Consider the following 25,756-nt stretch of genomic DNA (forward strand, 5'->3'; position numbering starts at 1 on the left):
AATGAATGTAGATAAGATAGTAAAAGGAACGAACTATCTAATTTCTGTGATTATACCTGTTTATAATACAGAGAAATACCTTTCGGAATGCATTGATTCTGTTCTCGCACAAAATATCAATGGAGTTAATGCTATTGATATTATTGAGATTATCATAGTAAATGATGGCTCTCCTGATTCCAGTAATATCATTATTAATGAATACGCGAGACGATACTCTAATATTGTTGCAGTTCATCAGGAAAACGCAGGCCAATCGGTTGCAAGAAATAATGCTATAGATATTGCGCGAGGTGAGTATATTTATTTCCTCGATTCAGATGATTTATTACCCCCAAGAGCACTGGCTTCGCTTTATAAGCTTTCAATTAATACGGGCTCAGATGTGGTTATAACTCATTGCAAAGCATTCAATAGTCGTCGAAGCTGGTTTATAGACGATCATGCCGAGGTTGCAAGCTCTTCTTTCCGACAGGTTAAATTTTCTCATCGTTCAATTCTAATGAACACGCCAGGGCCCGTGGCAAAATTATATAGAAAGTCTTTACTAATAAAACATCATATTAGATTCCCCTTAGGAATCAAAATAGGTGAGGACTGGATTTTTGTTCTGAGCGCGATGTATCATGCCAACCATATTTCTTCCTCACCGGATATAACCTATCTGTACCGAGCTCGTGAAGATGAGCATAATCCCTCCTGTACGCAAGTAGTAAACGAAAAGGTTTTTCTGGACTTTATCGAAGTATATAAGCTCACCTATCAATTCAATTTGCCTGAAAGACAAACCAGGCTAGCGAAACTTTTTGTTATTAAAGGTATACTTTATCGTCTCGAAAAATATTCATCAGAGAAAAGCCTTAGCGATTGCAAAAAAATATATAAGTTGTTAGGGGCGTTTTTTAGAGAGCACATTGGTGCTGATATTATAAATATTTTCACCCCCCAGCGTCGTTTGGTTATGAATTTAATTTATCATTCATTTTACACCGAAGCTTTTAGGGTGCTGAATAAGAAGATAAAAAGTTCCTGCCTAAGGAAAGCGATAACACTCAATAATGAGAATATGATTAGTGATTATTATAGTATCAAAAAGGCTAATAGAAGAAGAAAGCTAATTTTTTACAAAAAGAAATTTTTTAAGCTTTTTGCTAAATATAAATGGTCAATAAAATATGATCTCGCTCGCGTTCTTTCTGGTTTCATTAAGTCCGACAATATTGCACTAATTGGGGAAAGGCTAGGGCAGACCGCAAATGATACTAGCTTTTTTCTTTTTAAGAAAATTAGCGAACAAAGGACAAAAAACAAATTTTATTATGTCATTAATAAGAACTCACCGACCAAAAATAATTTGGACGGCTTTGCCAATGTGCTGTACTATGGTTCTTTAAAGCATTTCATATACTTCCATAAAGCTTGTACTTATGTTTACAGCGATAGTTTAAGAGATATTTTTCATCATTGGCCTGAAGTCTACAAAGATCATTTACATAAAAAGAAAATTTTTCTTCAGCATGGCATATTTGCGACCAGTAGAGCTAAAGGTTATTATGATAGAAACTCGATGTTGCGAAGAAATGAGCTTCCGGATAAGTTTGTAGTGAGTTCCGCATATGAAGGAAAATTATTACAAAGGCAATTTGGTTTTCAAAAAAATGAAATCGCGATTACCGGATTAACAAGGTTTGATTATCTTCCGAAAAAACAAAATAAAAAAAGACGCAAAATCTTATTGATGCCAACCTGGCGTGAATGGCTAACGAACGTTAGTGATGAAAATTTTTTAAAATCTGAATATTACAAAAAGATCACGGAATTATTTTCGCCGCCTGTCATTGATTTGCTCAAGAAATATAATTATACCCTGGATATTTGTATTCACCATCAATTAAAAAAACACCTTGATAACTTTAAGTTGAATTATTCAAATGTAAATTTTTTCTGTATCCAGGAGGTTAATGTTCAGGAACTAATAATTTTATGCGATATGATGGTTACAGATTATTCCTCTGCGTCTTTTGATGTCTTATACCAAAATAAACCTGTTATATATTATCATTTTGATGCAGCGCGTTTTTTTGCCACCAGAGGCGGCCCCCTTATCTGCCCCTTGACTGAATTCCCTGGGCCGGTACCTAGAACTTTTGATGATTTAATAAAAGAAATGGAGCAGCTGCTAATAGGTAATTGTTGCCCTTCTACGAAATATATAAAATCTGCAAACAAATTTTTTGATTACAAAGATAATAATAACAGTAAAAGAGTTCTTCAATTGATTGAGAGTGAACAATGAATAAAACTTTATTAATTGGTAATGAAAGCCAACTTGTGAGATTATTTTTAGAGAATAGATCCTTGCAGGTTAATTACTCATTTTCCGCTCAGCTATTATGTCTTTTATTTGAGCAGCCAAGGGTTAGTAACATCTTTCTTGAGAATACTAATGAAATACGAAATTTTTGCGAAGCGGCTTGGGATATTACGAATATAAGATCTATAATTATTGATTATTCACTTATCAATTCCCTGCCACATAATGTAAAAAACAATTTATCAATATATTTGTCTTTATTTCCTGAATATACCTCCATATATATTGTAATGTCAGACTTACCACATGACGATACTTTTCGGGAGTTTATTACTCGTAAATTTTTTATAGTTCAAGAGCATAATTTAGGAGCTATGAATCTTTTTGGAAAGGATAACATTTATAATAAACAGGATATAGTGATTCTTGGCAGCTGTGTTGCCCGAGATTCTATGGAAATTAATAATGAGATTTCGCCTTTAAAACTAAATGTGCTTGAGTATATTGGCAGGAATAGCATTGCATCATTAGATTCAAAGCCCGTGGAATACCCAGCAGGTCTGGAATCTCTGCCTAGCGCATTTTTGACGAAATGTATTACTTATGATCTACAAAAAAAGACTACTGAGCATTTAGTCAGTGCCTTAACTAAAGATCGCATTCTTCTGTTGGATTTCATGGATGAACGTTTTGATCTCATTGAAACAAAAAACTCATTTATTACTAACTCATGGGATTACAGAGAGACCGTTTTATGTAAGACATATATAGTTCCTGACCTTACCCATAAATTTTATTCACAGTTTAAACTGGATTTGTGGAAAGCTAATTTCACGCGGCTTTTAGAAAAGATTGGGAAAGTGGCTTCGCTACAAAATATAATTATTTTTGCGCCCCCAATGACACGGATTTTTTATCGTGAAAAAGATGTGGTCGCTTTTGATGAGTTGAAATACAAAACCAACGAGTATAATGAAATGTTGGATTGCATGAAGTTCTATATAGAGTGTAATCATCCTGATATAAAACTTATTGAGCCTTTACCCTGGATGATGTTTTGTGACTACCGGCATAAATGGGGCGGTCATCCCTACCATTATAATAACTATCTTTATATGTATTTCAGCGGGATAGTGAAAAGACATAAAGCAGTTTAACTATTGAAAAAATTGAATTTCCTTTTATTGCAATAAAACACCATATTTATCTGTGTATTCATCTTTAAATAAGCACGAAACTTGTTAAACAGCGCCGTATCGGGTTTGAAATCCGACGTCCAGAATGCGCCCAGTTCCCCCTGAAAGGTCAGGCCGTCTATGTTATATAAGGCGCGGCCCATGACTTTCAGGGGTTTATTATGGATAAGCGCAGAAATGCCAGCTGTACTGTTTATGGTTATCACGCCTCTGGCATGATTTAACAGCTGCGGCATAGGTAAGTCATGAACATACATAACTTTGTCGCTAACGCCGTAAATGCTACTGAGTCGCTTGATTAGCAGGCCGTACAGGCGGTGTCCACGATCCATCGGATGATGTTTAATGACCAGATGCTCACGTAGCGGCGCTTTTTTAGCAAACGAAGCGATCACCTCTTCAATATATTCCCTTACGTCGCCGTAATCACTGTGATGACTTATCTGGCTGTCGTTGTAAACCTGTAATATCGCAAGGTAATAATGCTGGCTTAGCTCATTACGCAACTTGTCCAGCACCTTTCTTTCCAGCAATCGGTACCATTGCTTACGCCAGCCTGCTCGCCACCAGCAACGCGCTTCGTACCAGGGAGAAAAGCACTTGTGGTGCTGATAGTGAGGAAATGCATCGTGGTAATAACAGCCCATCAGGTAATAAACGGTAGCATGCCAGCAACGCAGAAAAGAGGAGGCGCTGATTTCCCGGGCCTGCAAAGGCGCCATGTCAGGCAGGTTGCGATAAAAAGCTGCGTCTCGCGGTAATGAAGACCAGTCGTTAACACCACTTTCTTCAAGCGTAATGTAATGGGGCCTGAGATAGCCTTCCTCAAAAACCAAAAAACGCACGCTTTTCGCCTGCGCCCATTCCCTGGCGGCACGATGCAGGGTTCGGCAATCGCCAAAGCAAATTACCGTATCAAATGGGTATCCCTGCCATGTTTCATCCAGCCATTGCGGAAATTCCGCAGCGGTTTTTTTCCAGGCAACGGTTTTCACCCTTCGGCAATAAAATTTATCACCGCCGTTGAAAACCACATTCACCGCTTCGCGTCCTTGTTTCTCCAGCCATAGCGCGAGATCGCTAAAAAAAGGCCCCATTGGTCCCTGCAATAGTAAATATCGTTCGCCCGCGAGCAGAGTTTTCATTGCGTTGCTGTTCATGCCGGCGTTCCGTTTTTACTGAGGCTTAGAGGGAAGCAAAGCCAGCAATTCCACCAGCAGGCGATAATAACGGGCGAAAGGCGTGCGGGCAGGGCGCATTGCAGCACTGCGGTAAATAAGATATTCAACCGCCTCTTCTGCTGAGATGATCTTTTTGCTGACAGGGTGAATGTAAGTGGGATAAGCAATCAGCGTCTGGTAAACCAGCTCATCAAGCGTGAGGTTGCGGGTTCGCCTGTCGCAGCGCAGCGTATCGGTTGTCAGCCCCCATCCTGCATAAAAGGGTAATCCGTAGCAGAAGACCTTTTTTTCATGCATCAGCCCCTCAAAACCACACAGCGAGGTCATGGTGTGGATCTCATCGGCATGACAAATACAGTCGATGATATGGGCGCTTTGGGTAACCGTATCCGCCCAGCGTAGCGCGTCCTGTTTTGAAATAAACCCGGGGCGGCGGCCATAAGCCACATCAGGGTGCGGCTTATAAACAATAAACGCATCCGGGCGCGCCTGACGAACCGCACGCAGTAAAGCCTGGTTAGTCGCGAGTCCCGGCGCGCCGGTTTGCAGCGAGGCATCGTCTTCTACCTGGCCTGGTACCAGAACCAGGAGCCGCCCCTTTGCGCTGGCGGGGCGTTGCCACGGCTCGCCGAGGTTATATTTGCACAAGCGAGACTGGGCCAGGCGCAGGCGCAGGCGCTTCGCCCGTTCCGTTTCCTCCAGAGACAGGTCGCTCTGTTGCAGCAACCGTTCCAGATCGCTTGGCCTGGTCGCATCGTAGTAAATACCTTGCTTATCCAACACCAACGAGAGTGGCGCATGGAGTTCGCTGCCAAGACCTACCGAGCGCAGAAAACCATCCTCCATACGCCAGACGGAAAGTTGCCGTGTACTGGCCGCGCTTTTCCACTGTTGCTCGCCTTTTGTGCCCCAGACCACACAGGCAGTTGCATGTGGCGGAGCGTTGCCAAAGCTCAGGCGATTGAAAGGCGTTTTTAAAAACGGCGTGAGGATAGCCCGCTTCCAGAGTGTTAAGCCTGGCGCCCAGAGGATACCCGTACGCGTGTTATGAAATGTCCGCAGACGTTGCAGGTAGTCAATAACGTCAAACAACGAACCGGGCTCGCCCGTAAGGGGATGAACGTAACGGCTGTAACGCAGATAGGCCGCAGCGAAAAGATGCGCCAGCGGAGCGGGCCGTCTACGCGCGGCGAGCGCAGCCGCGTCTGAATGACGATCGTCGGTTATTCCCCAGCCTGCGTACCAGGGCTGGCCAAAGCAGACCACAGGCTTGCCTGCAAGCAGCGCTTCAAAGCCATAATGCGAGGTGACAACGTAAACGCGCTTTACGTGGCGCAGCAGTGAAAAAGGGGCGACATCTTCAGCGATAATATGCACCCGGGGATGTGGCTGAATGTCTGTCAGATACCCCGTTTTCTTACCGCACAGCACGTCCGGATGCATCTTTACCCATATGGTTGCCTGCGGGTTTTCCGCCAGAGCGGCTTCCAGCATGCGTTGAAACGAAACGGCGTCGGCATTGCCATAGCGCACCGACATATCGTTGCAGGTTTGATCAACCACCAGCACCGCTTCTGCAAGGCTTTCAGCACGAAAATCAGGTGCGTGGTTATATTTAGACAACTGATGCTCAAGCATCAGGCTGATAGCCTGTTTCGTTTCGGCGATACGTAGCTGATTGCCTGCGCTATCCTGGATGAGGCGCTCAAGAGTAGAAGGGCGGCGAGCATCGTAATAAATGCCTTCATAATCCACCACCAGAGAGAGCGGCGGCGCCCCGGTTACGCCGGGATGCAAAGAACGGATAAACCCATCTTCCAGACGAAGAAGAGGAACACTGGCCTGACGCGCTTTTCTGACTGCCCGCAGTGTACCCGGGCGGTAGCCCCATACCGCAACGGCACGAATATCATCCGGCACAGGCTGGCATAAACAGAGTTTTCGGCAGGCGTCAGAAAGGAAGCTGCTGAGGTGGGGGATACGCCATATCCCCCTGGAATAAATGCCGGTTGCCATAAATCGCTCGGATCACAACGTCAAAATAACTTTAGCGGCAACGGCTAGCTGATAAAGAATGGTAGAAAGGCCGCGGGAGACTTCGAGGTTTTTCGTTTCATACTTCGGTAGCACCATAAGTTCGTCACCAGGCTGCATTTCATCAACGTCACTGGCGTCCAGCGCCGCGCCATTCTGGCGGATCACAATAATTTTTGCGTTACCCGATTTTTGCGTCATACCGCCGCACTTCTCGATATAATCCTGCGGATCCAGCCCCTTTTCCCAGCTAACGGCGTTTGGAAAGAGCACTTCGCCATGGACCATCACCAGCGAGGTTTTCTCCGGAATGGTGATGACATCCCCATCTTCCAGCAGCACCTGATCAAGGTTGGTTTCATTAAGCACCACTTCCCCTTTCGGCAGTACGGTACGCGCTTTGGCGACAAAGCGGCTGACAAGCTGCGCTTCCTGCATGCGCAGACGCGCCTCTTCCTGAGTGGATGACTGGGCGGAAAGCGAAGCCTGTTCCAGCTTCTGCAAAGCAATATCCAGCATCTCTTTCTGCCGCACGGCGACAGATCTGCGATAAAGCTGGATGGCGCCGAGTTGCGACATCGCATTGGGGCGGATCTTCGCCAGCACCTGACGCATAGAGGCGCCGTAAGGCAGAACCATAGCGTGTTCGCCGGAATGCGCCCCTTCGATCCTGACCTGTATCGTGCCGGCATAACGATCGGAGCTGATCACTATCCTGTCGCCGTCATGCAGCACGCGTCCTGCCGCGCTGCTGACAGGAAAATATTCGCTCTGTTTCATGGCGCCTTGCTGGCGGATCAAGGTAACGTGCGTCGCGCCGGGTTTCGGGCGCGCCCACTTCAGCGCTTCGGTAACAGAGAGGGTGCTGTCTTCGAATTCAAAATCGTAACCGTTAAACACATCCCCTTCGACGCTGAAGGTGTGCTGCCGTGGCCCCACCACGATGGTATCGCCCTCTGCAAATTGCGATAAGCCGAGGCTGCCGTTAAGCAGAAAATCATAAAGGTTAACGTGTGAACGCACCTTCTGGCCGCGTTTAATGGTGATATCGACGTAGCTGCCGCGCTCGCTGTCTACGCCGCCCGCTTTATTTAAGTAGGAAAGCAAGGAATCGGAAGCGACGCCCCCATAGAGGCCTGGCGTGCGCACATAACCGGTTACGAACACTTTCACTGGCTGAGCCTGTAGCAGCGAAGCGTAGACATTCACGTTCGCCTGGTACACCTCTTTTACCCGCTTCGTGACCAGCGTATTAAGCTGGCCGTTGGTGATGCCGGCAACCTTAAGCGGCCCGACGTTAGGCAGGAAAATATTGCCCTTAGGGTCAACTGTCAGGGTGCCGTCATAGACAAACGCGCCCCATAAACGCACCTGAACGGTGTCGCCAAGACCGATAATATAGTTTGGGTTAAAACCGATTCCGGCTCCGCTGTCTGCGCCTGGCGCGCTAAACAACTGAGCGCCGAACATGCGGCTCAAGGGCGCCGGCGCCATGGGCGCAGGCGTGTTATCAAAACCTTCCGCGCCGTTTTGCGAACCAGGCGAAGCCATCATGGCTGGAAGCGGCGCGGCGCCGGTTAGCGCGGGGTCTGCGGTCAGTTCAACCGCATTGGCGCAGGTCGCCGTCAGCAGCAGAAAAAACATCCCTGTTTTACGTAATGTCATAACCATCTCTGCGAAAATTCAGTTTCTGTGGTCGTCCACGATGGACAATAAAAGCCGGAGGGTGCCGTAAAGCAGGCCGCAGACTAAAAACCAGCTTGCCAGCAGGAAGGGCGCATTGGGGAAACGCGATTCCTGCGGCAGCTGCGGCGAGCTGATCACCGAGAGGCTTTTTAACTTGCGCGCCGCTTCGACACGGGTCTTTTCAGTCGCCGTCAACGCCAGGCGATAGAGATCGGTGTCAAAGGCGACTTTTGATTTCAGCTCGTCAAAATCTGCCGCCATACGGTTGAGCTTGTCGCCTTCCGGGGCGGTAATGTTGCGCTGTTCTTTTTCAATTTGCGCTTCTACAGAGGTGAGCGCGTTCTTCGCGGTGACCACCTGTGGAGCATCTTCACGCAGGTAAGTCAGCAAATTGCGCAGTTCGGTTTCGAGCTTGATTTTCTGCTCGTTCAGATTGTTTACCAGCGTATTGGCCGCCAGCGCCGTCGCCTGCGGGTCCAGCACGTTGTTGCTGTTCTGGTAGGCGAGCAAAGCCCCTTTGCTGCGGTTTAGCCGCGCGCTCGCTCTGGCCAGCTCTTCCTCAGAAAAGCGTTGCTGGTCACGCGCGATGCGATGAGAGAGCTCGTTAATAAAACGTTCTGCTTCTTTAAGCGCCGCCTGGTTGAAACGCAGGGCGAACTCAGGGCTAAAACCCTGGGTTTGAATCGTTAACAGCCCATTTTTGTTATCAAAATCGATGGTGATGCGGTGGCGATAATACTCAAGGAAGGTTTCTGCTGTGGCATCACGTGAAAGGTGATAGAAAAAATCCAGGCCGCTTTCGCCAAACGCCTTTTTGAAATCAAGTTGTTTATCAAGAATGGCCAGCATATCCGGCGAATGAAGGTATTCTTTTAAATAAAGCGCATCTTCCGCGGAGCTGGGGTTAGCGGCGCCCATCAACAAGCCGATATTCAGACTGCTGTTATCCAGATCGCTTGCCCGCTTTATCGCTACTTTGGATTCGCTTAAATAGCGCGGCTGACTAAAAATAACCAGATAAAGCATTAATAACGCCATGGGAATTAAAATGACGACCCGGCCGGTATAACGTTGCAAAACGGTAAAGGCCGCGGGTAAACCTTTTTTTACCAGGCCTGCTAATAAGACGGTCAGTTTTTTAATGCGCATACGGCTAATATGACTCGATTGCGGTAATTTCAGAAAATGCTTTGCTGATAGCTGATAAGCAGTGTCGTACGTTACGTGTTATTACCTGTCAGATTCAGAAACCTCATCAACCTTGATGAACGCCGCGGTCGGTGTAGTAAACCTCGCCATGACGCGGCTATCCCTGTTCTGTTCCTGTTATGGCTGCGCTGCAATATGAAGGGCGGGCAAGCACGCTTCTGAGCCCAGCGAGGAATGCACGCAAACTATAATTGCCCGGCTATTATTAGTCGAGAGAGTAGGCGGAATGGAAAAGACAGGCCAGGATTATAAGTGTCCTATTTTGCTAGCCTGAGCATTAAATATATTTACTTTATAAGAAACTGGTTTTTAGCTGCGTTTTTTGAAACAGAAGTTACCGAGGGTATAAAAAAGAATTATCGATTCGACATAACCAATAAAATGGCCTTCGCAAGGAAGGCCATGGGGTTTTATTTCGCGATGCGTTTGTACTTGATACGCTTCGGCTCCAGCGCTTCCGCTCCCAGCGTGCGTTTCTTATATTCTTCGTACTCAGTGAAGTTGCCTTCAAAGAACTCGACTTTACCTTCATCCTGATAATCCAAGATATGCGTGGCGATACGGTCGAGGAACCAGCGGTCGTGCGAAATAACCATCGCGCAGCCCGGGAACTCCAGCAGGGCGTTTTCCAGCGCGCGCAGGGTTTCGATATCCAGGTCGTTGGTCGGTTCGTCGAGCAGCAACATGTTGCCGCCCACCTGCAACAGCTTCGCCAGATGCAGACGACCGCGTTCGCCGCCGGAAAGCTCGCCGACGCGTTTGCCCTGGTCTACGCCTTTAAAGTTAAAGCGGCCTACGTAAGCGCGGCTTGGCATTTCAGTGTTGCCGATCTTCATGATGTCCAGCCCGCCGGAAACTTCTTCCCAGACGGTTTTGCTGTTGTCCATGGCGTCGCGGAACTGGTCAACGGAAGCAAGCTTAACGGTTTCGCCAAGGGTGATGGTGCCGCTGTCCGGCTGCTCCTGCCCGGACATCATACGGAACAGCGTGGATTTACCCGCGCCGTTCGGGCCGATGATCCCGACAATCGCCCCTTTGGGCACTGAGAAGCTCAGATCGTCAATCAGCACGCGGTCGCCGTAAGACTTACGCAGATGGCTGACTTCAACGACTTTATCGCCCAGGCGTGGTCCCGGCGGAATAAAGAGTTCGTTGGTTTCGTTACGTTTCTGGTATTCGGTGTTATTAAGCTCTTCAAAGCGCGCCAGACGGGCTTTGCCCTTAGACTGACGGCCTTTCGCGCCCTGGCGCACCCACTCCAGCTCTTTCTCGATCGATTTACGACGAGCGGCTTCCTGAGACGCTTCCTGCGCCAGACGCTGATCTTTCTGCTCAAGCCAGGAAGAGTAGTTGCCTTCCCACGGAATGCCTTCGCCGCGGTCCAGTTCGAGGATCCAGCCCGCTACGTTGTCGAGGAAGTAACGGTCGTGGGTGATTGCCACGACAGTGCCTTCAAAGTCGTGCAGGAAGCGTTCCAGCCACGCCACGGATTCCGCATCCAGGTGGTTGGTCGGTTCGTCGAGCAGCAGCATGTCCGGTTTTTCCAGCAGCAGACGGCAGAGCGCCACGCGACGACGCTCACCACCGGAAAGGGTGGCGACTTTGGCGTCCCAGTCCGGCAGACGCAGGGCATCCGCCGCACGCTCCAGCTGGACGTTCAGGTTGTGGCCGTCGTGAGCCTGGATAATCTCCTCAAGCTTGCCTTGTTCAGCCGCCAGCTTGTCGAAATCGGCATCCGGATCGGCATACAGCGCATAGACTTCATCCAGACGCTTCAGCGCGTCAACCACTTCCGCCACCGCTTCTTCGATGGATTCGCGAACGGTGTGTTCAGGGTTAAGCTGCGGTTCCTGCGGCAGGTAGCCGATTTTAATGCCCGGCTGCGGGCGCGCTTCCCCTTCGATATCTTTATCGATGCCGGCCATGATGCGCAGCAGGGTAGATTTACCGGCGCCGTTTAGGCCCAGCACGCCGATTTTGGCGCCCGGGAAAAAGCTCAGAGAGATGTTCTTCAGAATATGTCGCTTCGGCGGTACGACTTTGCCGACGCGATGCATGGTATAAACGAATTGAGCCACGTTGCGACTTCGCCTCTTTTATCGTGATAAAGGTGTTTCCCAACTGCGCAGTGTAGCCTTTTTCCTTTGCTAATCCCAGCCAACAAGGGTGGGGAGAGGCCGGAGCGTGAGGTGGGTAAAAAACTGTCTGTAACGTGGCGCAACCGCACCGCCCTGGTTAGCATGAAGGAATAGCTAATTAAAGCGGCACGATGCTGCGATGTCATTTCACTGTGAGGAGTTGTTGTGGGGAAAGCCAAACAGGTTGCCTGGCGGCTGTTAACGGCAGGGGTGTGCCTGCTCTCGCTAAGCCAGGCCGCACGCGCTGATTCGCTGGATGAGCAGCGCAGCCGTTACGCGCAAATCAAACAAGCGTGGGATAACCGCCAGATGGATGTGGTGCAGCAGCTAATGCCCACGCTGCAAACTTATCCGCTTTATCCTTATTTGCAATATCGTCAGCTCAGCGACGATCTCATGAATCAGCCTTCGCTGACCGTAAGCCAGTTTATTCAGGCTAACCCAACGCTGCCGCCTTCCCGCACGCTAAAATCGCGCTTTGTAAATGAGCTGGCGCGACGCGAAGACTGGCGCGGCCTGCTGGCGTTTAGTCCCGAGCCGCCGGGCAGCACCGAGGCAAAATGCAATTACTACTATGCGAAATGGAACGCTGGCGATGCGCAGGCGGCATGGGAAGGCGCCAAAAACCTCTGGCTGACCGGTAAAAATTTACCGGGCGCCTGTGACCGTCTCTTCTCCGCGTGGCGCAGTTCCGGCACGCAGGATCCGCTGGCTTATCTGGAGCGCATCCGGCTGGCGATGAAAGCGGGCAATACACGGCTTGTCAACACGCTGGCGACGCAGCTGCCTGCGGATTATCAGACGATTTCCAGCGCGCTGGTTAGCCTTGCTAATGACCCTGACAGCGTAATGACCTTTGCCCGAAGCGTAGGCGCCACCGATTTTACCCGCCAGATGGCGGCGGTGGCGTTTGCAAGCGTAGCCCGTCAGGATGCGGAAAACGCACGGTTAATGATCCCTTCGCTGGTACAGGCGCAGCAGCTCAATGAAGAGCAAACGCAGGAGCTGAAAGAGATTGTGGCGTGGCGCCTGATGGGCAACGACATCACCAGCGAGCAGGCGCGCTGGCGCGATGATGTGATTATGCGTTCGCAATCCACCTCGCTTATTGAACGTCGTATTCGCATCGCGCTTGGCGCGGGTGACCGCAATGGCCTGAATACCTGGCTTGCGCGCCTGCCGATGGAAGCGAAAGAGAAAGACGAATGGCGCTACTGGCAGGCGGATTTGCTGATGGAGCGCGGGCGCGATGAAGAAGCGAAAACTATTTTGCATTCGCTAATGCAGCAGCGCGGCTTCTACCCGATGGCGGCGGCGCAGCGGCTGAATGAAGATTACCCGCTGCGCGTTGATAAAGCGCCAGCGGTCAACGCAGCGCTTTTTCAGGGGCCGGAGATGGCCCGCGTGCGCGAGCTGATGTACTGGAACATGGACAATACCGCGCGCAGCGAATGGGCGAACCTGATCACCAGCCGTCCGAAACAGGAACAAGCGGCGCTGGCGCGTTACGCCTTTGACCAACGCTGGTGGGATCTCAGCGTGCAGGCCACTATCGCGGGCAAACTATGGGACCAGCTGGAAGAGCGTTTCCCGCTGGCGTACAAAGATCTTTTTGAACGCTACGTCAGCGGTAAATCGGTTACCACAAGCTATGCGATGGCGATAGCGCGTCAGGAGAGCGCCTGGAACCCGAAAGTCCGCTCGCCGGTAGGGGCTTCGGGATTAATGCAAATTATGCCCGGCACGGCGACCCACACGGTGAAGATGTTTAACATTCCGGGGTACAGCAGCGTAAGCCAGTTGCTTGACCCGGAAACCAACATCAACATCGGCACCAGCTATTTGCAGTACGTCTACGAACAATTCGGCAACAACCGTATTCTGACGTCCGCAGGGTATAACGCCGGTCCCGGGCGCGTACGCACCTGGCTTGGCAACAGCGCGGCGCGTATCGACGCGGTAGCGTTTGTTGAAAGCATACCGTTCTCGGAAACGCGAGGTTACGTGAAAAACGTGCTGGCATACGATGCTTATTACCGCTATTTCATGGGGGATAAACCGGTGCTGATGACCGACGCGGAGTGGCAGCGTCGTTACTGATTCGCCCGCTTTGTGCTATGCTGCCGTACTAGTTAAATAGTATGGCAGCCTATCATGACTCAGCATTCTACCTATTCCGCGGCGCATGCCGAACAGAGCAACCAGGAGTGGCTTCGCTTCGTCGAGTTGCTGAAGCAGTCTTTTGACGAACAGCTGCATCTTCCCCTTTTAACGCTTTTACTCACGCCGGATGAGCGCGCGGCGCTTGGCACGCGGGTGCGAATTATCGAAGAGCTGTTGCGCGGAGAGATGAGCCAGCGCGAGCTTAAAAGCGAGCTGGGCGCCGGTATTGCGACAATCACGCGCGGCTCCAACAGCCTGAAAGCGGCGCCGCCGGAGCTGCGCGCCTGGCTTGAACAAGAGCTGTTGAGCAGTCAGCGGTAAATCGCGTTGTGAAAGGGGCTGAGCGCGAGGACCACCGCCTGGTGGTAAACGCTGCTACGGGTCAGTTTACCGGCGGTGAAAATGCCGATTGCGCCTTCCTTACGACCCACTTCATCAATGCCGGTCCAGGCGGACATAACTGGCCCCAGCGCTTCGCCAGCGCGCACTTTTTCCAGGATCACGGCAGGCAGGGGAAGGGTGGCGGAGCGTGCTTCGCCGCGCTGTTCAGCGTTTTCGATAACCACCCAACTGAAGGTGCTGTCATCATCGATCCCCGCTTCAATAGCCACCCAAAAATCGGCCTGCGGTTGCGCCTGGCGCGCATTAACGACGCGCTGACGCGCGCCGGCGCGGGTTTCTGCGCTGCCGAAGGGCTGTTCCGGAACGCCGCTCTCGACGTCGACAGAGACTATATGGCAGGATGCCTCGCCAAAAATCTCGCTAAATGCCCGCAGAATAGCCTGAATTTTGGCTGGGTTGGTTGTTGCGCAGACAACTTCGTACATAATCAACTAACACTCTGACGAATAAATTTCGAAGCAGTATAACGGATAAAAAGCATGTTACAGGTATACCTTGTTCGCCACGGTGAAACGCAGTGGAACGCCGAACGCCGTATTCAGGGGCAGTCTGACAGTCAACTTACCGATAAAGGCGAGCGCCAGGCATGGCAGGTGGGGGAGCGGGCAAAAACGCTCGGCATTACCCACATTATCGCAAGCGATTTGGGCCGTACGCGGCGCACCGCGGAAATTATCGCTGAGGCCTGCGGCTGCGATGTGCAACTTGACCCGCGTCTTCGCGAACTGGATATGGGCGTACTGGAAAGACGGCATATCGAGTCGCTCACCGAAGAAGAAGAAGGCTGGCGCCGACAGCTTGTTAACGGCACGCCGGATGGTCGTATTCCCGACGGCGAGTCGATGCAGGAGATGAGCGAAAGAATGCACGCGGCGCTGAACGCTTGCCTGGATCTGCCGCCGGGGAGCCGCCCGCTGCTGGTGAGTCACGGTATGGCGCTGGGCTGTCTGGTCAGTACGATACTGGGGCTGCCGGCTTATGCCGAGCGGCGATTACGCCTGCGCAACTGCTCTATTTCCCGTGTGGATTATCAGCAAAGCCCGTGGCTTGCTTCTGGCTGGGTGGTTGAGACGGCGGGCGACGTCTCGCATCTGGACGCGCCCGCGCTGGATGAGTTGCAGCGTTAACGGCGCAGCGGAATCAAATATTCGCAGCGCAGATAAACGGGACGCTGGTCAGAGCGCTTTTCGCTTGCCGGGAAGTAGCGCTCAATATCCAGACCTTTACGGCGCGTCAGGCCCAGGGCGGGCATGCAGGTGCCGTAAACGGTCAGGATGAATTCCTGTAGGCCGCTACCCGGGCCTTCATAGGTAAACTGCACATAATCGCCGCCCTCAAGCATGACCGGACGCGCATTCTGGATACAGCCATCTGCCAGTTCCGGCGAAAGCGCGGTGGTGTAAAAGACCTCCTGCTCGTCATCCTTTTCATAACTGGGGCGGGTTTCGTTCAGGCCGTACAGCTCTGGCGGCAGTGTCGGGCAATTGGCAAGAAACTGCGTCCAGAACTGCACGCGCATCTCGTGGCGGAAATCAGAGATCTCTTCCAGCGAACAGGTGTAGTTTTGCGTTAATCCCACCAGCGGCGTTGGCGCAAGCGTGACAAATTTATGCTGCGGCGGCGTAAAATCCCCCAGCCTGATAGGCGGACAAATGCCAGAGGCGTTCCAGTCTGCCGCGCGACGGTAAAGCGCGGGCGTCAGGGAAAACTGCTTTTTAAAGGCGCGCGTGAAAGTTTGTTGTGAATCGAAACGATATTGCAGCGCGATATCCAGGATAGGACGAGCGGTCAGACGCAAAGCGACAGCCGATTTTGAAAGTCGACGCGCGCGAATATAGGCGCCAATCGCCTGACCCGTTACTTCTTTAAACATCCGTTGTAAATGCCACTTGGAATAGCCTGCTTTGGCCGCCACATTATCCAAAGAAAGGGGCTGATCCAAATGGCCTTCCAGCCAGGTTAGCAGATCGCGAATGATCACAGCCTGATCCATAGTTAATCCTCATCCTGAATGCGAGTGCCTTCAATTAAGGTAGCGAATAGTAGCATTTTTTGTTCTTTTAGCATTGCGTGTTTTTCTTAGCGAGACGTGCGTATCAGGATACATTTTGCTTTTGAAGCTTATAAACCGCTGATAGTTTTGGTTTTCCTGAGAAACTAGCAAATAGTCACCTCGATCAATTTTTAAATATGGTAACAATATGAAATGTAAGGTCTTAGTAGCGTCAGCTCTGCTTTTTGCTTTTGCCGGCGGCGTGCATGCCGAGGAGATTGGATCAGTTGACACCGTCTTCAAGATTTTTGGGCCAGACCATAAAATTGTGGTGGAAGCTTTTGACGATCCGGATGTAAAAAATGTCACCTGCTACCTGAGCCGGGCCAAAACAGGCGGAATTAAAGGCGGCCTTGGGCTTGCGGAAGACACCTCAGATGCTGCGATTTCCTGTCAGCAAGTAGGGCCGATTGAGCTGAGCGAGAAGATCAAGGCCGCTAAAGGCAAAGGCATTGTGGTGTTTCAGAAACGTACCTCGCTTATCTTCAAAAAATTGCAGGTGGTGCGTTTTTATGATGAAAAGCGCAACACGCTTGCCTATCTGGCTTACTCCGACAAAGTGGTGGAAGGCTCGCCAAAAAATGCGCTAAGCGCAGTGCCAATTATGCCGTGGGCGCAGACCCGATAATTCACAGGGCTTAAGGATGAATCAGACAACCGTCTGGCTGGTGGAGGATGAAACCAGCATTAGCGAAGCGCTGGCTTATGTCATGCAGCTCGAAGGGTTTACAGTACGCGCGTTTGAGCGTGGATTGCCCGTGTTGACTGCCGCCCGGCAAGCGCTTCCTGATGTGATCGTGCTGGACGTCGGCCTGCCGGATATCAGCGGTTTTGAGCAACAACGGCTTAGCCTGACGCGCAGGAAGATCGCTTTCGGCTCTGGAAATAATAAATCGTGAACGTGAGGCAATAAAAATGGGCGGATTATCCGCCCATTTTTACGTTATTGCGTTAGCCTGCCGGTTATTCCTGGAGATCACCGCAGAAACGGTAACCTTCGCCATGAATGGTGGCGATGATTTCCGGCGTATCCGGCGTGGATTCGAAATGCTTGCGAATACGGCGGATAGTGACATCAACAGTACGGTCGTGCGGCTTAAGCTCCCGGCCCGTCATTTTTTTCAGCAGTTCTGCACGGGACTGGATCTTGCCCGGGTTTTCGCAGAAGTGCAGCATGGCGCGAAACTCGCTGCGCGGCAGCTTGTACTGCTCGCCATTAGGGCTAATCAGCGAACGGCTGTTGATATCCAGTTCCCAGCCATTGAACTTATAGCTTTCCACGCTGCGGCGTTCTTCGCTCACCGTGCCCAGGTTCATGGTGCGGGAGAGCAGGTTGCGCGCGCGGATAGTTAATTCGCGAGGGTTGAAGGGTTTGGTGATGTAATCATCCGCGCCGATTTCAAGGCCCAGAATCTTGTCCACTTCATTGTCGCGCCCGGTCAGGAACATCAACGCCACGTTAGCTTGCTCGCGCAGTTCGCGCGCCAGCAGCAGGCCATTTTTGCCCGGCAGGTTGATATCCATGATGACCAGGTTGATATCATTATCAGAGAGGATTTGGTGCATCTCAGCGCCATCAGTCGCCTCGGATACATCGTAGCCTTCTGCTTCGAAAATACTTTTCAACGTGTTGCGTGTTACCAACTCGTCTTCAACGATAAGAATGTGCGGGGTCTGCATGTTTGCTACCTAAAATTGCCAACTAAATCGAAACAGGAAGTACAAAAGTCCCTGACCTGCCTGGTACATGTCCCGAATTAACATGTCCGGCCTAATGTGACTAAAGTACGTAATTGCGTTCTTGATGCACTTTCCATCAACGTCAACAACATCATTAGCTTGGTCGTGGGTACTTTCCCTCTGGACCCGACGGTGTCAAAAACGGCTGACATCCTAACCACTTTAACAGCAACATAACAGGTTGAGAGGCTGCCGACACCAAATAAAACTACGCTTCGTTGACATATATCAAATTCAATTGTAGCACGTTAACAGTTCAATGAAATCATCGTAGCGTATTCCTGACTTTAATTACATTTTCTTAATAACTCAGGCCGTTACGTCAATTAAATGATAAACAATTCGCGATCTAATGAAATCGACGTAAAATTGCGTTTTTGTTGATAATAAACAACCAGATAGCAAAGAAAGTCTATACGCTGCCGCTGCGATTTTTTGAATGAACTATCAAAACTATTTATGATTAATAAGGCGTTAATCCGCGTCGGTATGTTGGAATAATGTAAATTTGCGCTGCGTATTATGTGAGCTGTGCTGCCTTTCTAACCTTTAATCTGCTATTGAGAAGCTTATGCGTTTGCCTGTAATCCTGGTTGCTCCCGCCAGGGCTGAAAATATTGGCGCGGCCGCCCGCGCGATGAAAACAATGGGATTCACCGAGTTGCGCATCGTCGCAAGCGAAGCGCATCGGGAGCCCGCAGCCCGCAGAGTGGCGCACGGCGCGGGAGATATCATCGACAACATCCAGGAATTCGACACGCTTGAGCAGGCGCTGGCGGATGTGGATTTTACCGTGGCCACAACGGCCCGCAGCCGGGCAAAGTTTCATTACTACGCCACGCCGCAAGAGCTACTGCCGGTCATGAAAGAAAAAGCGCAGTGGATGAGCACGCTGGCGCTGGTATTCGGCCGGGAAGATTCAGGGCTCACCAATGAAGAGCTGGCGCTGGCGGATGTTCTCACCGGCGTGCCGATGGTGGCGGACTATCCTTCTCTTAACCTCGGGCAAGCGGTCATGGTTTACTGCTACCAGCTGACGGAGTTAGTACGGGAAGCGCCGATGGAAACGCAGCAGATGGTCGATACGCATCAGCTACAGGCTTTGCGACAGCGAATGAGCAACCTGCTCACCCTGCTCGACGTCGCGGATGATCTGAAAATGGCGGACTGGGTTCAGCAACGAATCGGCCTGCTTGAGCAAAGAGACACCGCCATGTTGCACAGATTGCTGCACGATATTGAAAAAAAACTCGCCGGATAAAAATCCTGATAAGTTTATCTTATTAGTTTTATGTGCTGGATAAGCGCGGGCAATGGCAACGGAACCGGATGAAGGGAGAGGCGAAAGCAGCGCAACGGCAGTTGCTTTCGCCCCGTGCGTAAATGAAATATTCATTGACTTGCCGCAGCCAATCCTTTAACCAATAGAGCACTAACACAAGAAAGTCCTGATTAAGAGCACACAACATCCATGATCCGCACCAGCCTGATTACCACAATTATTACCACCACCATTACCACAGGTAACGGGGCGGGCTGACGCGTACAGGAAATACTGAAAAAAGCCCGCACCTGAACAGTGCGGGCTTTTTTTTCGACCAAAAATCAAGAGGATCCACCATGCGAGTGTTGAAATTCGGCGGTACATCAGTGGCAAACGCGCAGCGGTTTATGCGCGTTGCCGATATCCTGGAAAGTAACGCCAGACAGGGGCAGGTAGCGACCGTGCTCTCTGCCCCGGCGAAAATTACTAACCACCTGGTGGCGATGATTGAAAAAACCATTAGCGGCCAGGATGCGCTGCCGAACATCAACGACGCTGAACACATTTTTGCCGACTTGCTTAACGGTCTTGCCGAAGCGCAACCCGGCTTCCCGCTGGCCCGCCTCAAGGCGGCCGTCGAGCAAGAGTTCGCCCAGATAAAACACGTGCTGCACGGCATCAGCCTGCTGGGCCAGTGTCCTGACAGCATTAACGCCGCGCTTATCTGCCGGGGCGAAAAGCTGTCTATCGCTATCATGGCGGCCCTGCTGGAAGCGCGAGGCCACAAGGTGTCCGTCATCGATCCTGTCGAAAAACTGCTCGCGGTGGGCCACTATCTTGAATCCACTGTCGATATTGCCGAATCCACCCGCCGCATTGCCGCCAGTAAAATTCCCGCAGACCATATGATCCTGATGGCGGGCTTCACCGCCGGAAATGAAAAAGGCGAGCTGGTCGTTCTGGGCCGCAACGGCTCTGACTATTCCGCCGCCGTCCTGGCCGCTTGTCTGCGCGCCGACTGTTGTGAAATCTGGACCGACGTGGATGGCGTTTATACCTGCGACCCGCGCCAGGTGCCGGACGCCAGGCTGCTGAAGTCGATGTCCTACCAGGAGGCAATGGAGCTTTCTTATTTCGGCGCCAAAGTGCTTCATCCTCGCACCATCTCCCCAATCGCTCAGTTCCAGATCCCCTGCCTGATTAAAAATACCGGCAACCCGCAAGCGCCTGGCACGTTGATTGGCGCGACCAGTGACGAAGACGGCCTGCCGGTGAAAGGCATCAGCAATCTGAACAACATGGCGATGTTTAACGTCTCCGGCCCAGGCATGAAAGGGATGCCGGGCATGGCGGCGCGCGTATTCGCCGCGATGTCGAGCGCCGGTATTTCTGTTGTGCTCATCACCCAGTCTTCTTCCGAATACAGCATCAGCTTTTGTGTGCCGCAGAGCGACAGCGTGCGGGCGCGTAAGGCGCTGGAAGAAGAGTTCTATCTGGAGCTGAAAGAGGGGCTGCTGGAGCCGCTTTCTATCATGGAGCGGCTGGCTATTATCTCCGCTGTGGGCGACGGCATGCGCACGCTGCGCGGCATCTCCGCGAAATTCTTCGCCGCGCTCGCCCGGGCAAATATCAATATCGTCGCCATCGCGCAGGGCTCTTCCGAGCGCTCTATTTCAGTGGTGGTTAGCAACGACGATGCCACGACCGGCGTGCGCGTAACGCACCAGATGCTGTTCAATACCGACCAGGTTATCGAAGTGTTTGTTATTGGCGTGGGCGGCGTAGGCGGCGCGCTGCTGGAACAGCTAAAACGCCAGCAGGCCTGGCTTAAGCAAAAACATATTGATTTGCGCGTTTGCGGCGTAGCCAACTCCAGAGCGCTGCTGACCAACGTACACGGTCTTGATCTGGAAAACTGGCGTGCGGAACTGACGGAGGCGAAAGAGCCGTTTAATCTGGGCCGCCTGATTCGACTGGTGAAAGAGTATCATCTGCTGAACCCGGTTATTGTCGACTGCACCTCTAACCAGACGGTTGCCGATCAATACGCTGATTTTCTGCGCGAAGGGTTCCATGTGGTCACGCCGAACAAAAAGGCGAACACCTCTTCCATGGCCTATTACCACCAGTTGCGCCACGCGGCTGCGAAATCGCGCCGCAAGTTTCTCTACGACACTAACGTTGGCGCAGGCCTGCCCGTGATTGAAAACCTGCAAAACCTGCTCAATGCAGGCGATGAGTTGCAGCGTTTTTCCGGCATTCTTTCCGGCTCGCTCTCTTTTATTTTCGGCAAGCTGGACGAAGGGATGAGCCTGTCGCAAGCCACCGGCATCGCGCGTGAAATGGGGTATACCGAGCCCGATCCGCGCGACGATCTCTCCGGTATGGATGTGGCGCGCAAGTTGTTGATCCTCGCCCGTGAAACGGGACGCAGCCTTGAGCTTGCCGATATTGTTATCGAGCCGGTACTGCCGCAAAGTTTTGATGCCTCTGGCGACGTGGCAAGCTTTATGGCGCGGCTAGCGCAACTGGATGACGAGTTTTCAGCCCGCGTGGCGCAAGCCCGCGACGAGGGCAAGGTGTTGCGCTATGTCGGCAATATTGAAGAGGACGGCGTTTGCCGCGTGAAAATTGCTGCTGTGGATGGCAACGATCCGCTTTATAAAGTGAAAAACGGCGAAAATGCGCTGGCGTTCTATAGCCATTACTATCAACCGCTGCCGCTGGTGCTGCGCGGTTACGGCGCAGGAAATGACGTAACGGCGGCGGGCGTATTTGCGGACCTGCTGCGTACGCTCTCATGGAAGTTAGGAGTTTAATATGGTGAAAGTTTATGCCCCGGCTTCCAGCGCGAATATGAGCGTCGGTTTTGACGTGCTGGGCGCGGCGGTAACGCCGGTGGATGGCGCGCTGTTAGGCGATTACGTTTCGGTTGAGTCGGCAGAAAGTTTTAGCGTGCGCAACCTGGGCCGCTTCGCCGATAAGTTACCGACCGAGCCCCGGGAAAATATTGTCTGGCAGTGCTGGGAGCGTTTTTGTCAGGAAATCGGTAAAACCGTGCCGGTGGCGATGACGCTTGAGAAAAACATGCCCATTGGCTCCGGGCTTGGCTCTAGCGCCTGTTCCGTGGTGGCGGCGCTGGTGGCGATGAATGAATATTGCGGCAAACCGCTCAGCGATTCGAAGCTGCTGCTGCTGATGGGCGAGCTGGAAGGGCGCATTTCCGGCAGCGTGCACTATGACAATGTCGCGCCCTGCTTCCTCGGCGGCATGCAGCTGATGATTGAAGAAAACGGCATTATCAGCCAGTCCGTGCCAGGCTTTGAGGAGTGGCTCTGGGTATTGGCTTATCCGGGAATCAAGGTCTCCACCGCCGAAGCGCGGGCTATTCTTCCGGCGCAGTATCGCCGCCAGGATTGCATCGCCCATGGCCGTCACCTGGCGGGCTTTATTCACGCCTGCCATACGCGTCAGCCTGCGCTTGCCGCGAAGCTGATGCAGGACGTTATTGCCGAGCCGTACCGCACAAAGCTGTTGCCAGGCTTTGGCGAAGCGCGGCAGGCGGCGATGGAAACCGGCGCGCTGGCGTGTGGCATTTCCGGCTCCGGGCCGACGCTTTTCGCGGTCTGCGATAAACCTGAAACCGCGCAGCGCGTAGCTGACTGGCTGGGCCAGCATTACCTGCAAAATCAGGAAGGCTTTGTACATATTTGCCGTCTCGACACGGCGGGCGCACGAGTACTGGGATAACACATGAAACTCTATAACCTTAAAGATCATAACGAGCAGGTCTCCTTCGCGCAGGCCGTCACGCAGGGCCTTGGCAAACAGCAGGGACTCTTTTTTCCTCATGACCTGCCGGAATTCAGCCTGACGGATATCGACGCCATGCTGGAGCTCGATTTCATTGAGCGCAGCAGCAAAATTCTTTCCGCTTTTATCGGCGACGAAATTCCGCCGGAAATACTGGAAGAGCGCGTGCGCAAGGCGTTTACCTTCCCGGCGCCGGTGAAGCAGGTTGAAGAGGATGTCGGTTGCCTCGAGTTGTTCCATGGCCCGACACTGGCCTTTAAAGATTTCGGCGGGCGCTTTATGGCGCAAATGCTCACCCATATCAGCGGCGACAAGCCGGTGACGATTCTGACAGCAACGTCGGGCGATACCGGCGCGGCGGTGGCTCACGCTTTCTATGGCCTGAAAAACGTCCGCGTTGTCATTCTCTACCCGCGCGGCAAAATCAGCCCGTTGCAGGAAAAGCTCTTTTGTACGCTTGGCGGCAACATTGTAACCGTGGCTATCGACGGTGATTTCGACGCCTGCCAGGCGCTGGTCAAACAGGCTTTTGACGATGAAGAACTGAAGCAGAAGCTTGGACTGAACTCAGCGAACTCCATCAACATCAGCCGCCTGCTGGCGCAAATTTGCTATTACTTCGAGGCGGTGGCGCAGCTGCCGCAGGAAGCGCGTAATCAGCTGGTTGTTTCTGTGCCGAGCGGCAACTTTGGCGACTTAACGGCGGGCCTGCTCGCTAAAGCGCTGGGGCTGCCGGTAAAACGCTTTATCGCCGCCACCAACGCCAACGATACGGTGCCGCGCTTTTTGCAAAACGGCGACTGGTCGCCGAACCTCACCGTCGCCACCCTTTCCAACGCCATGGACGTCAGCCAGCCGAATAACTGGCCGCGCGTGGAAGAGCTGTTCCGCCGTAAAAACTGGCGCCTGAAAGATCTGGGCGTGGCGGCAATCGACGACGACACCACGAAAGCGACCATGCGCGAGCTGAAATCAAAAGGGTACATATCAGAGCCGCACGCGGCAGTGGCTTACCGCGCGCTGCGCGATCAGCTGCATCCGGGCGAATATGGGTTGTTCCTGGGCACCGCGCATCCGGCGAAATTCCGCGAGAGCGTGGAGGAAGTCCTTGGCGAGCCGCTGACCCTGCCGCAGGCGCTGGCGGAGCGCGCGGACAAGGAATTGCTTTCGCATAACCTGCCGGCGGATTTCGCCGCGCTGCGCGAGCTGATGATGAGCAAAGCGCAGTAGCTTTCAGGGAGAGGCCAGTCCTCTCCTTTTTTTGTCTTTTTGACCGGCAATTGTGAAGGAAATCAGCAGAAATATGGCAGGAAAAAAGCAGAAATTCCCAATAGATGCGGTAACTTAGCAATTAGGATTGCAGAGACTAACGCGACAGGCGAGTTCAGCATAAGCTCTCCTCATCGACCCATTCAGGGCAATGATGATGTGAGGAGTAACCTATGTTGAAACCAATAATTCTGGCGTTATCCATGCTGATGGTGGCTCCGTTAACGTTGCAGGCTGCCGAAATTACCCTGCTGCCTGCCGTAAAACTGCAAATAGGCGACCAGGACCATCATGGTAACTACTGGGACGGCGGTCACTGGCGCGACCGCGCATGGTGGAATAAACACTATGAATGGCGCGACAAACACTGGCAGCCGCACGGCCGTGACCATCGACCAGGCCCGCATTTTGAGGGTCACGACGACCATGGCCGCCATCATCGTTAATAAAAAACGCCAGCGTAAGCTGGCGTTTTGTTATTGCTCGTGTCGCTTAAAGACAAATTCCGTTGGCCCGGACGCCGCTTCGTCGAAGAAATACCCTTCGCTGTTAAAGTCGACCAGTTGCTCTGGTTTCGTCAGGCGTTTTTCAATAATGAAGCGGCTCATTAGCCCGCGCGCTTTTTTGGCGTAAAAGCTAATCACTTTGAATTTACCGTTTTTCTCATCCAGGAAAACGGGCTTGATGATTTCCGCGTTCAGTTTGCCAGGCTTGACCGCTTTAAAATATTCATCGGAAGCCAGATTAATAACGATGTTGTCGCCTTGCGCGGCAATCGCTTCGTTAAGCTTATGAGTAATGGTTTCCCCCCAGAAGCTATACAGGTCTTTGCCTTTGGCGTTTTCCAGGCGGGTGCCCATTTCCAGGCGGTACGGTTGCATCAGGTCGAGCGGTCGCAGCACGCCGTAAAGGCCGGAAAGCATGCGCAGGTGCTGCTGCGCGAAATCAAAATCTTCTTCGCTGAAGGTTTGCGCCTCAAGCCCGGTATAAACATCGCCCTTGAAGGCGAGGATCGCCTGGCGGGCGTTTTGCGGCGAGAAGTCGGGGTGCCAGTCATGGAAGCGGGTGGCGTTAAGCGCGGCGAGTTTGCTGCTGATGCTCATCAGATCCGCAATTTCTTCATCCGAGAGGCGGCGTGCCACATCAATCAGTTGCTGTGAGTGATCAAGCAGTTCCGGCTGCGTAAAGCGCTGCGTAGCGAGCGGGCTTTGATAATCCAGCGTTTTGGCGGGTGAAATAAGAATCAGCATCTCTTTTCCTTCTCAATATTTCCCGGAACTTTACCAAAAATCAG

General features: G+C 51.9%; 22 protein-coding genes, 1 pseudogene and 1 other annotated feature. Of the genes and pseudogenes, 14 read left to right on the forward strand and 9 right to left on the reverse strand.

Annotated elements, in window-relative coordinates; genetic code table 11:
- Position 1: 1 nt before the first annotated feature.
- The gene (locus DW56_RS04470) at positions 2-2,296 is read left to right on the forward strand and encodes a bifunctional glycosyltransferase/CDP-glycerol:glycerophosphate glycerophosphotransferase (RefSeq protein WP_024553373.1); all 2,295 of its coding nucleotides are present in this window, start codon (positions 2-4) and stop codon (positions 2,294-2,296) included.
- Positions 2,293-3,471: a DUF6270 domain-containing protein gene (locus tag DW56_RS04475; protein WP_024553374.1), complete on the forward strand. Its 1,179-nt coding sequence runs from the start codon at positions 2,293-2,295 to the stop codon at positions 3,469-3,471. The genes DW56_RS04470 and DW56_RS04475 overlap by 4 nt, the downstream gene beginning before the upstream one ends.
- Here DW56_RS04475 and DW56_RS04480 read toward each other — a convergent pair.
- The 5 genes from DW56_RS04480 to ettA all read right to left on the reverse strand — a co-directional run bounded on the left by DW56_RS04480 (position 3,468) and on the right by ettA (position 11,698).
- Positions 3,468-4,670, reverse strand: a complete 1,203-nt coding sequence (locus DW56_RS04480; RefSeq protein ID WP_024553375.1) for a capsule biosynthesis protein — start codon at positions 4,668-4,670, stop codon at positions 3,468-3,470. The two genes, DW56_RS04475 and DW56_RS04480, sit on opposite strands and share 4 nt — an antisense overlap.
- Positions 4,671-4,685: 15 nt before the next feature.
- Positions 4,686-6,707: a capsular polysaccharide biosynthesis protein gene (locus tag DW56_RS04485; protein ID WP_081711379.1), complete on the reverse strand. Its 2,022-nt coding sequence runs from the start codon at positions 6,705-6,707 to the stop codon at positions 4,686-4,688.
- Between the two features lie 12 nt (positions 6,708-6,719).
- Complete coding sequence (locus DW56_RS04490) at positions 6,720-8,390, reverse strand: polysaccharide biosynthesis/export family protein (RefSeq protein ID WP_024551234.1); 1,671 nt, start codon at positions 8,388-8,390, stop codon at positions 6,720-6,722.
- Positions 8,391-8,408: 18 nt separating this feature from the next.
- On the reverse strand, positions 8,409-9,449 hold the full coding sequence (locus tag DW56_RS04495) for a capsule biosynthesis protein (protein ID WP_234409168.1): 1,041 nt from the start codon (positions 9,447-9,449) through the stop codon (positions 8,409-8,411).
- A gap of 581 nt (positions 9,450-10,030) precedes the next feature.
- Positions 10,031-11,698: an energy-dependent translational throttle protein EttA gene (gene ettA / locus DW56_RS04500; RefSeq protein WP_024551232.1), complete on the reverse strand. Its 1,668-nt coding sequence runs from the start codon at positions 11,696-11,698 to the stop codon at positions 10,031-10,033.
- 225 nt (positions 11,699-11,923) lie between these two features.
- On the opposite strand from ettA, the gene sltY reads away from it, so the two are divergent.
- Together sltY and trpR are read left to right on the forward strand one after the other, a co-directional pair.
- Positions 11,924-13,858: a murein transglycosylase gene (gene sltY / locus DW56_RS04505; RefSeq protein WP_024551231.1), complete on the forward strand. Its 1,935-nt coding sequence runs from the start codon at positions 11,924-11,926 to the stop codon at positions 13,856-13,858.
- A 54-nt stretch (positions 13,859-13,912) separates the two neighbouring features.
- Entirely contained in the window at positions 13,913-14,242 is a 330-nt protein-coding gene (trpR, locus tag DW56_RS04510; RefSeq protein WP_024551230.1) for a trp operon repressor, read from the forward strand.
- On the opposite strand, the gene yjjX is transcribed toward trpR, so the two are convergent.
- Positions 14,233-14,748, reverse strand: coding sequence for an inosine/xanthosine triphosphatase (gene yjjX, locus DW56_RS04515; protein ID WP_029697225.1), 516 nt, complete (start codon positions 14,746-14,748; stop codon positions 14,233-14,235). The genes trpR and yjjX overlap by 10 nt on opposite strands.
- A 54-nt stretch (positions 14,749-14,802) precedes the next feature.
- On the opposite strand from yjjX, the gene gpmB reads away from it, so the two are divergent.
- Complete coding sequence (gpmB, locus tag DW56_RS04520; protein WP_024551228.1) at positions 14,803-15,450, forward strand: 2,3-diphosphoglycerate-dependent phosphoglycerate mutase GpmB; 648 nt, start codon at positions 14,803-14,805, stop codon at positions 15,448-15,450.
- Here the strand turns inward: gpmB and robA are convergent.
- Positions 15,447-16,316: an MDR efflux pump AcrAB transcriptional activator RobA gene (gene robA / locus DW56_RS04525; protein WP_024551227.1), complete on the reverse strand. Its 870-nt coding sequence runs from the start codon at positions 16,314-16,316 to the stop codon at positions 15,447-15,449. The two genes, gpmB and robA, sit on opposite strands and share 4 nt — an antisense overlap.
- Before the next feature lie 208 nt (positions 16,317-16,524).
- On the opposite strand from robA, the gene creA reads away from it, so the two are divergent.
- Together creA and DW56_RS04535 are read left to right on the forward strand one after the other, a co-directional pair.
- A complete protein-coding gene (gene creA / locus DW56_RS04530; protein ID WP_024551226.1) occupies positions 16,525-17,004 on the forward strand; it encodes a protein CreA in 480 nt (159 codons plus the stop codon).
- Positions 17,005-17,020: 16 nt separating this feature from the next.
- Positions 17,021-17,212: pseudogene (locus tag DW56_RS04535) on the forward strand (response regulator); the annotation flags it as partial.
- A 127-nt stretch (positions 17,213-17,339) separates the two neighbouring features.
- Here DW56_RS04535 and arcA read toward each other — a convergent pair.
- Positions 17,340-18,056: a two-component system response regulator ArcA gene (arcA, locus tag DW56_RS04540; RefSeq protein ID WP_024551224.1), complete on the reverse strand. Its 717-nt coding sequence runs from the start codon at positions 18,054-18,056 to the stop codon at positions 17,340-17,342.
- Positions 18,057-18,152: 96 nt separating this feature from the next.
- On the opposite strand from arcA, the gene yjjY reads away from it, so the two are divergent.
- The 7 genes from yjjY (at position 18,153) to DW56_RS04565 (ending at position 24,908) form a co-directional block, all read left to right on the forward strand.
- Complete coding sequence (gene yjjY / locus DW56_RS22310; protein WP_049293858.1) at positions 18,153-18,293, forward strand: YjjY family protein; 141 nt, start codon at positions 18,153-18,155, stop codon at positions 18,291-18,293.
- Positions 18,294-18,687: 394 nt separating this feature from the next.
- The gene (locus DW56_RS04545) at positions 18,688-19,377 is read left to right on the forward strand and encodes a tRNA/rRNA methyltransferase (protein WP_024551223.1); all 690 of its coding nucleotides are present in this window, start codon (positions 18,688-18,690) and stop codon (positions 19,375-19,377) included.
- 210 nt (positions 19,378-19,587) lie between these two features.
- Positions 19,588-19,656 (forward strand): thr operon leader peptide, encoded by a 69-nt coding sequence (gene thrL, locus DW56_RS22315; protein WP_071789709.1) that lies wholly within the window; start codon positions 19,588-19,590, stop codon positions 19,654-19,656.
- Positions 19,595-19,712: a sequence feature (Thr leader region), on the forward strand. Its footprint overlaps the gene before it by 62 nt.
- A 24-nt stretch (positions 19,713-19,736) precedes the next feature.
- A complete protein-coding gene (gene thrA, locus DW56_RS04550; RefSeq protein ID WP_024551222.1) occupies positions 19,737-22,199 on the forward strand; it encodes a bifunctional aspartate kinase/homoserine dehydrogenase I in 2,463 nt (820 codons plus the stop codon).
- 1 nt (position 22,200) lies between these two features.
- Entirely contained in the window at positions 22,201-23,130 is a 930-nt protein-coding gene (thrB, locus tag DW56_RS04555; protein WP_024551221.1) for a homoserine kinase, read from the forward strand.
- 3 nt (positions 23,131-23,133) lie between these two features.
- Positions 23,134-24,423 carry a threonine synthase gene (gene thrC, locus DW56_RS04560; protein ID WP_024551220.1) on the forward strand — a complete coding sequence of 430 codons (1,290 nt, stop codon included), beginning with the start codon at positions 23,134-23,136 and terminating at the stop codon, positions 24,421-24,423.
- A gap of 212 nt (positions 24,424-24,635) precedes the next feature.
- Positions 24,636-24,908: a DUF2502 domain-containing protein gene (locus DW56_RS04565; protein ID WP_024551219.1), complete on the forward strand. Its 273-nt coding sequence runs from the start codon at positions 24,636-24,638 to the stop codon at positions 24,906-24,908.
- A 30-nt stretch (positions 24,909-24,938) separates the two neighbouring features.
- Here DW56_RS04565 and yaaA read toward each other — a convergent pair whose 3' ends face one another.
- Positions 24,939-25,712, reverse strand: coding sequence for a peroxide stress protein YaaA (gene yaaA / locus DW56_RS04570; protein ID WP_024551218.1), 774 nt, complete (start codon positions 25,710-25,712; stop codon positions 24,939-24,941).
- Positions 25,713-25,756: the final 44 nt, after the last annotated feature.

This window comes from Franconibacter helveticus LMG 23732 (assembly GCF_000463115.2).
Classification (GTDB): Bacteria; Pseudomonadota; Gammaproteobacteria; order Enterobacterales; family Enterobacteriaceae; genus Franconibacter; species Franconibacter helveticus.

Coding starts and splice junctions, on each gene's coding strand:
- thrB (WP_024551221.1), top strand. CDS start 22,201: ATGGTGAAAGTTTATGCCCCGGCTTCCAGCGCGAATATGAGCGTCGGT.
- DW56_RS04545 (WP_024551223.1), top strand. CDS start 18,688: ATGCGTTTGCCTGTAATCCTGGTTGCTCCCGCCAGGGCTGAAAATATT.
- gpmB (WP_024551228.1), top strand. CDS start 14,803: ATGTTACAGGTATACCTTGTTCGCCACGGTGAAACGCAGTGGAACGCC.
- yaaA (WP_024551218.1), bottom strand. CDS start 25,712: ATGCTGATTCTTATTTCACCCGCCAAAACGCTGGATTATCAAAGCCCG.
- arcA (WP_024551224.1), bottom strand. CDS start 18,056: ATGCAGACCCCGCACATTCTTATCGTTGAAGACGAGTTGGTAACACGC.
- DW56_RS04485 (WP_081711379.1), bottom strand. CDS start 6,707: ATGGCAACCGGCATTTATTCCAGGGGGATATGGCGTATCCCCCACCTC.
- thrC (WP_024551220.1), top strand. CDS start 23,134: ATGAAACTCTATAACCTTAAAGATCATAACGAGCAGGTCTCCTTCGCG.
- thrA (WP_024551222.1), top strand. CDS start 19,737: ATGCGAGTGTTGAAATTCGGCGGTACATCAGTGGCAAACGCGCAGCGG.
- DW56_RS04480 (WP_024553375.1), bottom strand. CDS start 4,670: ATGAACAGCAACGCAATGAAAACTCTGCTCGCGGGCGAACGATATTTA.
- DW56_RS04565 (WP_024551219.1), top strand. CDS start 24,636: ATGTTGAAACCAATAATTCTGGCGTTATCCATGCTGATGGTGGCTCCG.
- yjjX (WP_029697225.1), bottom strand. CDS start 14,748: ATGTACGAAGTTGTCTGCGCAACAACCAACCCAGCCAAAATTCAGGCT.
- DW56_RS04490 (WP_024551234.1), bottom strand. CDS start 8,390: ATGACATTACGTAAAACAGGGATGTTTTTTCTGCTGCTGACGGCGACC.
- creA (WP_024551226.1), top strand. CDS start 16,525: ATGAAATGTAAGGTCTTAGTAGCGTCAGCTCTGCTTTTTGCTTTTGCC.
- DW56_RS04470 (WP_024553373.1), top strand. CDS start 2: ATGAATGTAGATAAGATAGTAAAAGGAACGAACTATCTAATTTCTGTG.
- DW56_RS04495 (WP_234409168.1), bottom strand. CDS start 9,449: ATGGCGTTATTAATGCTTTATCTGGTTATTTTTAGTCAGCCGCGCTAT.
- trpR (WP_024551230.1), top strand. CDS start 13,913: ATGACTCAGCATTCTACCTATTCCGCGGCGCATGCCGAACAGAGCAAC.
- DW56_RS04475 (WP_024553374.1), top strand. CDS start 2,293: ATGAATAAAACTTTATTAATTGGTAATGAAAGCCAACTTGTGAGATTA.
- robA (WP_024551227.1), bottom strand. CDS start 16,316: ATGGATCAGGCTGTGATCATTCGCGATCTGCTAACCTGGCTGGAAGGC.